Source organism: Duganella sp. 3397, from assembly GCF_031456625.1.
In the GTDB taxonomy this organism is placed as follows: Bacteria; Pseudomonadota; Gammaproteobacteria; order Burkholderiales; family Burkholderiaceae_D; genus Rugamonas; species Rugamonas phyllosphaerae.
Window position 1 is genome coordinate 354480 of the sequence record NZ_JAVDVB010000002.1, and the last position, 12710, is coordinate 367189.

The 12710-nt window shown below is 63.5% G+C and carries 5 protein-coding genes; 4 read left to right on the plus strand and 1 reads right to left on the minus strand.

Annotation, left to right across the window (positions count from 1 at the left end):
• From paoC to J2X54_RS06245, 3 genes are all read left to right on the plus strand, one after another.
• A complete protein-coding gene (paoC, locus tag J2X54_RS06235; RefSeq protein ID WP_310179142.1) occupies positions 1 to 2199 on the plus strand; it encodes an aldehyde oxidoreductase molybdenum-binding subunit PaoC in 2199 nt (732 codons plus the stop codon).
• Between the two features lie 97 nt (positions 2200 to 2296).
• A complete protein-coding gene (locus J2X54_RS06240; protein WP_310179144.1) occupies positions 2297 to 3727 on the plus strand; it encodes a glycoside hydrolase family 28 protein in 1431 nt (476 codons plus the stop codon).
• A 58-nt stretch (positions 3728 to 3785) separates the two neighbouring features.
• Positions 3786 to 5336 carry a TerC family protein gene (locus J2X54_RS06245; RefSeq protein ID WP_070248053.1) on the plus strand — a complete coding sequence of 517 codons (1551 nt, stop codon included), beginning with the start codon at positions 3786 to 3788 and terminating at the stop codon, positions 5334 to 5336.
• A 173-nt stretch (positions 5337 to 5509) separates the two neighbouring features.
• Here J2X54_RS06245 and J2X54_RS06250 read toward each other — a convergent pair whose 3' ends face one another.
• Positions 5510 to 9331 carry a beta-galactosidase gene (locus J2X54_RS06250; protein ID WP_310179149.1) on the minus strand — a complete coding sequence of 1274 codons (3822 nt, stop codon included), beginning with the start codon at positions 9329 to 9331 and terminating at the stop codon, positions 5510 to 5512.
• 529 nt (positions 9332 to 9860) lie between these two features.
• On the opposite strand from J2X54_RS06250, the gene J2X54_RS06255 reads away from it, so the two are divergent.
• A complete protein-coding gene (locus tag J2X54_RS06255) occupies positions 9861 to 12707 on the plus strand; it encodes a TonB-dependent receptor domain-containing protein (protein ID WP_310179151.1) in 2847 nt (948 codons plus the stop codon).
• The last annotated feature ends 3 nt before the right edge of the window (positions 12708 to 12710 follow it).

A 12710-nucleotide genomic window follows, 5' to 3' on the forward strand; every position in this document is an offset into this window, starting at 1 on the left:
ATGAAATTTACCACTCCCGCCACCACCAATCCGATCGACCAGTTGAAGGTCGTCGGCAAGCCGCTCGATCGTATCGACGGCCCCATGAAAACCACCGGCACCGCGCCGTATGCCTACGAGCAGCACGCGGTGGCGCCGAATGCCGCCTACGGCTACGTGGTTGGCGCCGCCATCGCCAAGGGCAAGATCACGTCGATCGACCTGGCTGCCGCCCGCAAGTCGCCGGGCGTGCTGGCCATCGTCACGTACGAAAACGCCGGCAAGCTGGGCAAAGGCAAGATGAACACCGCCCACCTGCTGGCCGGTCCCGACGTCGAGCACTACCACCAGGCCGTGGCCGTGGTCGTGGCCGACACCTGGGAACAGGCGCGCGCCGCCGCCCAGCTGGTGCGAGTCAAATACGCTGAAACTGCGGGCGACTATGACCTGGCCAAGGTCAAGGACAGCGCCAAGTTGCCATCGGGCAAAGACAATGCCGACAGCAAGGTCGGCGACTTCGACGGCGCCTTCAAGGCCGCGCCGGTGTCCATCGACCTGACCTACACCACGCCTGACCAGTCGCATGCGATGATGGAACCACACGCGTCGATCGCCAAATGGGATGGCGACAAGGTCACTATCTGGACCTCGAACCAGATGATCGCATGGGGCCAGGGCGACGTTGCCAAAACGCTGGGAGTGGCGAAAGACAAGGTACGGCTGGTGTCGCCGTACATCGGCGGCGGCTTCGGCGGCAAGCTGTTCGTGCGCTGCGAAGCCGTACTGGCAGCGCTTGGCGCCAGGGCGGCCGGCCGTCCGGTCAAGCTGACCTTGCCGCGCCCGTTCATGATGAACAACACCACCCATCGTCCGGCCACCATCCAGCGCCTGCGCATCGGCGCCAGCCGCGAAGGCAAGATCACCGCCATCGGCCACGAAAGCTGGTCCGGTGACCTGCCGGACGGCCAGCCGGAAACCGCCACCGCCCAGACCAAGCTGCTGTATGCAGGCCCCAATCGCATGACCAAGATGCGCCTGGCTGTCCTGAACCTGCCCGAAGGCAACGCCATGCGCGCGCCGGGCGAGGCGCCTGGCCTGATGGCGCTGGAAATTGCGATCGACGAGCTGGCCGAGAAGCTGAAGATGGACCCGGTGCGTTTCCGCATCATCAACGACATCACCCACGACCCGGCCAAGCGCGAGCGCAAGTTCTCGCAGCGCCGTTTCGTCGAGTGCATGCGCGTGGGTTCCGAGCGCTTCGGCTGGGACAAGCGCAACGCCCTGCCGGGCCAGGTACGCGATGGCCGCTGGCTGATCGGCTACGGTGTCGCATCCGCCTTCCGCAACAATATCGTCATGAAGTCGGGCGCGCGCGTCAAACTCGACAGCAGGGGCATCGTCACGGTCGAAACCGACATGACCGACATCGGCACCGGCAGCTACACCATCATCGCCCAGACTGCCGCTGAAATGATGGGTGTCACCATCGACAAGGTCGTGGTCAAGCTTGGCGACTCCGACTTCCCGGTCTCGGCCGGTTCGGGCGGGCAGTGGGGCGGCAACAGCTCCACCGCCGGCGTGTACGCCGCGTGCGTCAAGCTGCGCGAGGCCGTGGCGCAAAAACTGGGCCTGCCAGCCGACGCGGAATTTGCCGATGGTTCGGTGCGCGGCGGCGGCAAGACGGCCACCCTGGCCAAGGCCGCCGAAGGCGGCGACATCATGGCGGAAGACAGCATCGAATTCGGCGACCTGGACAAGAAATTCCAGCAATCGACGTTCGGCGCACACTTCGTCGAAGTGGGCGTCGATGCCGACACCGGCGAAACCCGCATCCGCCGCATGCTGGCCGTGTGTGCGGCCGGCCGCATCCTCAACCCCAAGTCGGCCCGCAGCCAGGTCATCGGCGCCATGACCATGGGCGCGGGTGCTGCCCTGATGGAAGACCTGGTGGTGGACCACCGCCGTGGCTTTTTTGTGAACCACGACCTGGCCGGTTACGAAGTGCCTGTCCATGCCGACATTCCCCACCAGGACGTGATCTTCCTCGACGAAACCGACCCGATGTCGTCGCCAATGAAGGCCAAGGGTGTCGGCGAGCTCGGTATTTGCGGGGTAGGAGCGGCAATTGCCAACGCCATCTACAACGCTACCGGCGTGCGCGTACGCGAATATCCGATCACGCTCGACAAGCTGATCGACAAGCTGCCGCAGCAGGCTTAAGCCGCATTCGGTCACGGCCCTGAGAATTTGGCGGGGCCGTGGTGCGGGACGGGGGAGGTGGACTACCATCCTGGGTACATCTACCAAGAGTTAAGCCATGTCCCCAACTTCGCCGGATTCACCAACGTCACCTGCCTCACCATCGCGCCGCAAGGCCGTCTTTGCCGGCCTCAGCCTGCCCCTGTTCGCCGGCTGCGCCAGCATCGCCGCTGCCGGCCATCCGCAACAACGGATCACGGTCAAAGCCCCGTTCGCCATGCCCGACATCGCGATTCCTGACTTTGCCGCCAGCAAGCGTTTTCCGATCACCGATTTCGGCGCCGACCCGGCCAGCCAAAGCGCCACCTCGAGCGCGATCACGCGCGCCATTGCCGCCGCCCATGCCAGCGGCTCCGGCGTGGTCGTGGTGCCGCCCGGCGTATGGCCCACCGCCAAGATTCACCTCAAGAGCAACGTCAACCTGCACGTGGAGAAGGGCGCGACCCTGCTGTTTTCCGAGCGTCCGGAAGACTACCTGCCGGCAGTACTCAGCAGCTGGGAGGGGCTGGAATGCTATAACTACTCGCCGCTGGTGTATGCGTTCGAGTGCGAAAACGTCGCCATTACCGGCCAGGGCAAGCTGCAAGCCAAGCTCGACATCTGGCGCGTATGGTATGCACGGCCCAAGCCGCACATGGATGCGCTGGTGGCCCTGTACCACCAGGCAGCCAAGGGCGTACCCGTGAGCGAGCGGCAAATGACCGGCGGCGCGGCCAACCTGCGCCCGCAATTCGTCCAGTTCAACCGCTGCCGCCATGTGCTGATCGAAGATATCAGCATCGAGGACAGCCCGTTCTGGGTGATGCACCCGCTGCTGTGCAAGGACGTGGTGATCCGCCGGGTGAATATCCGCGCGCACGGCCACAACAACGATGGTGTCGATCCCGAGATGACCCAGAGCGTGCTGATCGAAGACTGCGTGTTCGACCAGGGCGACGACGCGATCTCCGTCAAGTCCGGGCGCGACCAGGATGCGTGGCGCCTTGGCGTACCTTCGCGCAACATCGTCATGCGCAACTGCCGTATCAAGAACGGCCACCAGCTGATCGCCATCGGCAGCGAACTGTCGGCCGGCATCGAGAACGTGTACGTCGATAACTGCCACTTCGACCATGCCGATTCGCGCGTGGCCAGCACCATCAACAACCTGCTGTTCGTCAAGACCAACGAGCGGCGTGGCGGCTACGTGCGCAATATTTACGTCAACAACGTTAGCGCCACCCGCATCGCCGGCGGCGTCCTCAGCGTAGAAACCGATGTGCTGTACCAGTGGCGCAACCTGGTGCCCACCTACGAACGGCGCCTGACGCCGATCGAGGGCCTGCATGTCAGTGACGTCACGGTGGGGGAGGCCAGGTTCGTTTGCCACATCAAGGCCGAGCGCGAGATGCCCGTCAAAAATGTCACTTTAAGCAAGATTCAAGTCAAAAAGGTGGGGGATACCCCCATCTTGACCGAAAATGTCCACGGTTTCATAAACCAGGGATAAGTAGTCTTACCGAGATAATCGATTACAATGGCCTCCTCTTAACTCTGGAAGGCAAGGCATGGAATGGCTATTCGACCCAAATATTTGGGTCGGCTTGTTCGCACTGATCGTACTCGAAATCGTCCTCGGTATCGATAATCTGATCTTCATAGCAATTCTCGCGGACAAACTCGCGCCCGAGCAGCGCGACAAGGCAAGGCTGATCGGTTTGAGCCTGGCGATGGTCATGCGCCTCGGCTTGCTGTCTGTCATGTCCTGGCTGGTCACCCTGACCGAGCCGCTATTCCATATCGCCTCGCAACCATTCTCCGGCCGTGACCTGATCCTGCTGCTTGGCGGCCTGTTCCTGCTGTTCAAGGCCACCACCGAGCTGCACGAACGGGTCGAGGGCAAGGTCCACGTCCACACCGGCAACCGCGAATACGCCGGCTTTGGCGCGGTCGTGGCGCAAATTGTCGTGCTCGATGCCGTGTTCTCGCTCGACGCCGTGATCACTGCCGTCGGCATGGTCGACAACCTGGCCGTGATGATGGCTGCCGTGGTGATCTCGATGGCGGTGATGGTGCTGGCCTCGAAGCCGCTGACGCGCTTCGTCAACGCCCACCCGACCGTCGTGGTGCTGTGCCTGAGCTTCCTGCTGATGGTGGGCTTGAGCCTGATCGCCGAAGGCCTGGGCTTCCACATTCCTAAAGGTTATTTGTACGCTGCCATCGGTTTCTCGGTCGTGATCGAATTCCTCAACCAGCTGGCGCGCCGCAACTTCCTGCGCAAGGATGCCCACATGCCGCTGCGCGACCGTACCGCAGACACCGTGCTGCGCCTGTTGGGCAGCAAAAAGCGCGCTGTCGCCGGTGAAGAGCCGGAAGCGACCAGCGACACCGTCGAATTGCCGGCGTTCGAGGAGCAGGAACGCAATATGGTCAGTGGCGTGCTGAGCCTGTCGCAACGCTCGATTCGTTCGGTGATGACCAACCGCTCGGACATTTCGTGGATCGACCTCGACCAGGACAGCGCCACCATCCAGGGCCAGTTGCTGGAAACGCCGCACAGCTTTTTCCCGGTCAGCCGTGGCCAGCTGGACAACGTGGTCGGCATCGTCCGCGCCAAGGACCTGGTGGCCTGCCTGGCCGCCGGTCAGGACATCACCGACGAATACGTGCGCGCGCCGATCATCATGCCGGAAGCCGGCGGCGTGCTGAAAGTGATGGAAACGCTCAAGCGCTCGCGCCAGCTGGTGCTGATCGCCGACGAGTACGGCACCATCGTGGGCCTGGTCACGCCGATCGACATCCTGGAGGCGATCGCCGGCGAGTTCCCGGACGAGGACGAGCAGCCGGAAGTCCAAGTGGAAGGCCCGGGCCGCTGGCGCGTGGCCGGCAGCGCCGACCTGCACCACCTGCAGCAAGTGCTGGAAACCGATGCCCTGGTCAGCGAAACCGACGACTACTCGTCGCTGGGCGGCTTCATGCTGGAGCAATTCGGCACGCTGCCGGAACTGGGCCAGGCCATCGAGGTCGATGGCTTGCGGTTCGAGGTGGCGGAGTTGTCGGAGCGCAGGATTGCGATGGTGCTGGTGACACGTGTCGATCCGCAAGGCGAAACCGCCTGAACTGTCATGCAAGAAAATCGCCGCCGAGTGCGGTGAGCCTGAAAACGTCGTTGAGGCTGAAAACGTCGTCCCCGCGCAGGCGGGGACCCAATTTTGCACGCATCTCGACGCGTTGCACGGCACCTGGGTACCCGCCTTCGCGGGTACCACGGGTATACAACGCTTAACTGTGCTTACTTCGCCGGCGCCATCGACCCCGGCACCACTTCCAGCTTCACGCCACCGCGCACCGTACGCAAATTCACCAGCTTGACCGGCTCCAGCGCATTGCCAGGTTTGCCATCTGTAGTCACCGCCAATGCAATCGTGTTGGCGCCGTTAGGGTTCAAGATGCCAGGCGGCACCACGAACACCCGTTGCGGGCCGATGTGGGCAATGAACTGCCCCATATTCCAGCCATTAACAAAAATCAGCGCGCGGTTCTCGCGTTCCGAGCGCGGTACGGTCGTATCGCCGAACGCCAGGCCCAGCTGCACATCATGGTCCTTCGGCAAATCGAGATCGAACGACGTGCGCAGCCAGTAGGTGCCGGCGGCCGGTGGCGCGGCGGTCGGCCTGGCTGCCGCCCAGCCGGTCTTGCTGTCCTGCTGCTCCCACAGCGGACGGTACCAGCCGGCCCGCTCCCCGTACAGGCCGCCGTTGTTCATCGGACCGCGCACCACGTCGGCGATCTGTTCGCCGCCCAGGTTGCCCTGGATGCGCCACGCGATCGGCACGCCGAAGCGCTGGCCGCCGCGCCTGGTCAAGGAGGCGGCGATCAGCCCGCGCGCTTCGCGGTGGTAATCGTCGGCCATCAGGTTCCAGTTGTGCGAGTTGTTGCGCACCATCACCGCGATGACGTGCTCACCCTTCGTTAACTTGTCGCCGAGCGACAGCTTGACGCTGTCGGTGGTCTCCGGGAACGAACGGCCGACGTCCATCTCGTCCTGGCCGATAAACTTGCCATCGACCCACACCTGCACCATGCCCGCCCCGCCGGCCCCGTAGAACAGTTCGAGCTGGTTGGTTTTCGGGTCCACGATGTTGACACGGCCGCGATACCAGACGTCGCCGTGGTGAAAACCGTAATCGCTCATCGCCAGGGTTGGCTGACCGCGCTCGGGCATGGTCCAGGTTTGCGCGGCCGAAGGGCGGTTGTCGACCTTGGTCCACTGGCTGTCGTCGAAAGCGGGCTGGGCTTCCAGGCTATCCACCCGGCGCGACCAGGGCAGGGCGGCCAGGTCCGGCAGCTTGACCGCTGCCGGACCGGCCAGGGTGCCGGCCTTGATGCTGCCATCGGGCTGCGGCGCCAGCGCCAGGGTTTCGCCATTGAAGCTGGCGGCGGTAAAGACCGGGCCCCACACGGTCAACTCGCTGGCGGCGGCGGTGTCGCCGGTCAGGACCAGCTTGCCGTCCGCCAGCGTGGCGGTGCGCACCATCGCTGGCGTCAGCTGCAAGACCTGGCCGCCCGGGGTGTTCTGGGTCCAGAACTGCAGGCTGTGGCGGTTATCGGCCAGCAGTAACAGCAGCGGCGCGCGGCCACCGCCAGTGATGCGCACGCGCGCCAGGCCGTCGTGGGTGTAGGTCAGCTTGAGGTCGCCCGTGGCGGCGTCGAAGCGAGACACCACCTGGCCGGCCAGCACTTCCACCTTCGGCTCGCCCTTGAAACGCAGCACGGTTTCACCGGCTTCGCCATCGCGGCCGTGCAGCAGCGCGATATCGCGCTCGCCGTTGGCGAAATGGGTCTGGATTTCCGAGGTGGAATACACCAGGTGCTGGCGCTCGAGCTGGTAGTTCGCCAGCAGCATCTTGGCGTCCTGGCCATTGAGGCGCAGCGGCACCTGGTACTTGCCGTCAACCGTGGACAGGTCGAAGGTAAAACTGTCGTCGGTGGTGAGATCGGACGGGCTGTGCACGGCGAACAGTACGTGCGTGCCCAGGTCCGGGTTGATGTTGTGATAGACCTTGGCCTTGTTCGAAGAGGTCTTGATGTCCGGCCCCTTGTCCATCTTGGCCAGCGCCTGCTCGGCCGCCTGCACGAACATGCCTTGCTGCTTGAGCGACAGCGCCTTGGCGCGCAAGCCGCGGTCCTCGGAAATCGGCGCGCCGTAATCGTACGACGTGTACACCACCGGGCCTGCCAGCCAGCCCCACGAGGTGCCGCCAAAGGTCATGTACACGTTGTGGATGGTGATGCGGTTGATCAGGTTGGTGCCGTAGAACACGCGCTGGTAGCCGGTGCCCTGGCGCTCGGCCGTGCAGTGATACGTGCCGTTGGAACCCCAGTAGTCGAACCAGCCGCCGCCGAGTTCGGCGGCGAAACCCGGCGTCTTCGGCGACGACAGCGAGCCGATCTTCGGCGAATTCTTGCCGTAGATGCCCCAGTCGGGCGCGCGGTTGGGACCGGCCGCGCTGGCAAACACATTGCAGGTGCCGCCCGGATAGCCGTCGAACGCATACATATCGGTGGGGCCGGGATTGGCCCATGGCGCGGTGGAATTCTTAGGCGTCCAGTCGGGCAGGCGGCCGGCCGAGTTGTGGAAGAACGGCACCGTCAAACCGTCGGCGCGGGCTTTTTTCGCCAGGTGCTCCATCTGGCGCACGTGCTTCGGTTCCACCTTGCCCAGTTCGTTCTCGAGCTGGTAGGCGATGACGTTGCCGCCGCCGGTCGTGGCCTGGTGGCGGTTGATGATGGCGTTAATCTGGGTCATCCACTCATCGACGGCAGCCAGGTACACGGGGTCGTCGGTGCGGGCCTCGGCGCGGTTGCGGAACATCCAGCCCGGGTAGCCGCCGCCGGTCAGTTCGGCATTGACGTACGGGCCGGTGCGGGCGATCACGTACATGCCTTCCTCTTCGGCGATCTCGAGCGCGCGCTCGACGTTGCGGACATTGGAAAAATCGTACACGCCCGGCGCCGACGAGTGGTAGCCCCAGTCGAAATAGAAGGCGACGCCGTTAAAACCGAGCGCCTTCATCTTCTGGATGACGTCGCGCCACAGCGACGGATTGGGCAGGCGGAACGGGTGGATCTCGCCCGACCACACCACGATGCGCTTGCCATCGACCATCATCGAATGCTCGTCCCAGCTTATTTTTTTAGGCTGGCCTTTCGGCCTGGTCGCGGCGGCGAACTGCTTGCCGCCTTCGGCCATCACGGCGGTCTTGCCCAGCAGGCTGGAGACGCCGCCCAGCTCCTTCTTCGGGGTCCAGGTGCGCAGGCCGTCGGCGCTGTCGGCGTACCACAATTTGGCTCCGACCGCGTCGGGAAAATACACGCGCCAGTTGCCGTTGGCCAGCCTGACCAGCGACTGGCCGCCTGCCGTACCGCCCCAGCTCTCGGCGTCGGCTAGCGAAATCACGGTCCAGGGGCCGGCCAGTACCTTGGCCGTGGCCAGCCGCAGCAAGCCGGTCTTGTCATCGCGCAGCAGGGCCGCATAACCGTCGTCGGTCGCCACGACCACCGCATCGCTGGCAGCCGGCAAGCCCGCCAGCGGGGCCGGGGCCGACCATTGCGACAGGTCGGCATTGGCGCTTAGCAGTTGTACCTTGCCCGTGCCGGAGGTGGCTACCAGCTTGAGGGCGCCATCCTTGTCGCGCAACCAGCGCGGCGTGCCGGCGATGCCCGCCAAGTCGCGCACAAACTGCCAGCGCTTCAAATCCTGCGAGCGGGTGAGGGCCAGTCCGCTGCCGGTGGCATACACCACGTAATAATAGCCGTCGCTGTGGCGCAAGATGGCCGGATCGCGCAGCGTGGCGCTGCTGGCCCCACCGGCGCCCTGGCCGGGCTGGAACGCCTCGGAAGCGAGCGAGGTGAAGGTCACGCCGTCGTTCGATGAAAATATGCTCAGCGCATTGTTCGAAGCCAGGTTGACGGCGGCCAGCACGAACGCCTGGGCGTTGGCGGCCTGGACGGTGGTGCTGGCAGTGGTGCTGGCGGCGTTGGCCGGGCGGTTGGCATCCGATGCCTGCGGAATGCCGAGTTCCTGCGCCATGCAGCCAAGTGCGAGCGACATGCCGCCGAGAGCGGTCAGGACGGTATGGAACAGCCGGGAGACGGGGACGCGACGTCCGGAAAAGCGTGGAGGAAGTATGAGCATGGATCCTGTGATAGTGATAGATACCGAGCGCTCATGATAAATGGTTACAGAGCATGAAAAATTGGCCCGCCGATCAATTAGTTGAGTGATTTGAACAGCCATTCCGACCGGTAACTACCCGGAAGATAGTAAAAATTCCGTGAAAAACGTATTTCATATCCAGCCCGAATTACGCCAGACACCCCACGACAGCGCACTGGGTTAATCGTTTTCCAATTTAGTGATGCATTTCCACAACAACCTTGCAAAGACTAATGACCTATTGAGCAACTACGTGCATACTAAAAAAACTGGTCCGACCAATTCTAAGATTGGTTTACCAGAAGATTAAACCGATCCAACCAATTTATAAAATCCAGGACGGAGGAGACATATGCAGTATCAATCCACCCCACCACTGCGTCGGGCGACGATGGCAGTTTGCATTTCTGTAGCACTGCTTCAAATGAGCGGCCAGGCCTACGCCCAGACCGTTCCAGCCGAAGCCCCGGCGGCGCAGGTACAAGCGGTCGTCGTGACCGGCTCGCTGATCCGCCGCGTTGCGGACGAAGGCGCCACCCCTTTGACCACCATCAAGTCGGCCGAAATGGAAGCACGCGGCCACACCGAATTGAAAGACCTGGTCCTCGAACAGCCGCAGTCGCTGTCGCTGGGCACCAACACCGGCGCGGCCGGCCCGGTCACCAACCTGCGCGGCCTGGGCCCGATGCGTACCCTGACCCTGCTCAACGGCCGCCGCCTGGCCAACGAGCCGCTGCAGGACCAGTACGTCTCGGTCAACGTGATTCCGCGCATGGCGCTCGATCGGGTGGAAACCCTGTCCGGCGGCGCCGCGTCGATCTACGGCGCCGACGCCATCGGCGGCGTGCAGAACTTCTGGACCAAGCGCGGCTACAAAGGCCTGGCGCTCAAGGGCGAATTCGCCGCACCGCAAATGCATGGCGGCGGCACCACCAAGTCGTTCGGCGCCATCGGCGGCTTCGGCGACCTGGGCCAGGATGGTTTCAATGCCTACTTCGCCATCGACCACCAGGAAAAATCGGCGCTGATGCAGGGCGACCGTCCCGAGCAGCACGATCCGGAAATCCTGCGGTCGCTGGGCCTGGGCATCCAGCCGGAAGGCCGCAACGCCAATCCGCTGGCCAACTTCGGCTTTACCCGCGCTGCCAACTCGAACTACAACCCTGCGTATGCCTCGGGCTGTAACTCGCCTGCCTCGCTGCCAACGCTGGGCAACCTCAGCACCGCCGCAGCGCCGACCTACGCGCCTGGCTGCTACCGCAATCCGCTGTACTTCAACGCGGTCACCGACGGCAGCAAGATCACCACCATGTCCGGTCGCCTGAGCTTCAACCTGTCCGGCGGCCACAAGATCGACATGGACGTGCTGAACTCCGAGTTCACCGTGCAGAAGTTCCGCGGCATGCAGGTTCCGGGTTCGACCAATCCGTTCACCACGTATTCGATGCCATCGACCAGCCGTTTCTATCCTGGCCGCGGCATCACGCCGGCGGTGCAGGTGGTAGGCAGCAACACCGGCGCCAATACGCCAACCATGTACATCAACCCGACGCTGACTCCGGGCACGGTGACTAACCTGAACATGAACAACCGCACCCTGTACTTCCAGTGGGGTCCGGCGGAACTCGGTTCGGCCTACCGCAACGACAAGCAGACCAACAAGCGCCTGGTGCTCACCGCCGAAGGCGAAGTGCTGGGCTGGGACTACCGCGCCGGCGCCAACTACGGCGTGGCCGAGCGTAACACCATGGCCGGTGACGGCTACGTCCTGTATTCGAAGGTACAGGACGGCATCAACCGTGGCATCATCAATCCGTTCGGCGCCCAGGATGCAGCCGGCGCCGCTTACCTGCAAAGTACCGTCGCCAAGGACTACACGTACCGCCTGAACAAGGCCTACAACAAGAGCATCGACCTGACCCTGTCCAAGGGCCTGTACAAGCTCGGTGGCGGCGACCTGACGCTGGCCGTCTCCGGCGAACTGCGCGAAGACAGCGCCCGCACGTTCAATGCGCCGCTCGACTACGTGTACCGCCGCGCCGATGGCACCTACAACCTCGACGCCGCCGGTAACGTGCTGCAGCAGGACCTGGTTGGCGAAGTGCCGCAAGGCGTGGCCAAAAAGCTCAAGCGCAAGATCTCCTCGATCCTGGCCGAAGTCGATGCGCCACTGACCGAAACCTTCCTGCTGAACGCCGCCGTCCGTGCCGACAAGTACGATGACCTCGATACGACCACCATCAATCCGAAACTGGCCGCACGCTGGCAGCCATACCAGCCGCTGGTGCTGCGTGGTTCGGTGTCGACCGGTTTCCGGGCACCGTCGATCATGGACATCCAGAACCCGACCGCCGAAGTGCGCACCCAGCAGATGGACGATCCGGTCCTGTGCCCGAGCGCGCAGCCGACCGTTGCGGGCACTGGCACGCCGGTAGCAGGCCGTTCCGCCGACCAGGTGTGTAACGTGCTGACCAGCTACTGGACCAAGTCGCCGAACAACAGCTTCCTGAAACCGGAAAAATCGCGTGGCTTCTCGTACGGCTTCGCGCTGGAACCGATCAAGAACCTGTCGATCACCGTCGATTACTGGGGCCTGAAGATGCGTGACGTGCTGGGCGCCGTGTCGATCGCCGAAATCCAGCAAAATCCGGGCAAGTACCAGGACCAGATCCTGCGCGGTCCCGATGGTCTGATCGATCACATCGTTGCCAGCCAGGCCAACCGTGGCATGGCCCGCATTCGCGGCGCCGACATTTCGGCCAATTACCGGTTCCCGAAAACGGCCGCCGGCACGTTCGACGCCAAGCTCGATGGCACCTGGTACCAGAAGAACGAATTCCAGGGCGAGAAAGACGGCGTCTGGCTGCAAAACGTCGGCGTGATCACCAACGACGGCCGTTACGGCAGCGCTGGTCCGAACGCCGGCCTGGCCGGTCTGCCACAGATCAATCCACGCTGGAAGCACACGGCGTCGATCGGCTGGGGTTATGGCGACTTCCGCACCACGCTGTCGCACCGCTATAACACCAGCGTGCGCGACCTGACGCCGCGTCTTGGTTCGACCCTGACCAAGGTCGATGCTTATAGCCAGTTCAACATGAACGTGCGTTACACCGGCATTAAAAACGCGACGGTTACTGTCGGTGTGAACAACATCACCAAGGAATTCCCGCCACTGACCTCGAACAGCACCTATAGCGGCGGTTACGTGACGAGTATGGCCGACATGTTGGGTCGTGTTTACCGCATGTCGGTGGAATACAAGTTCTAAGCA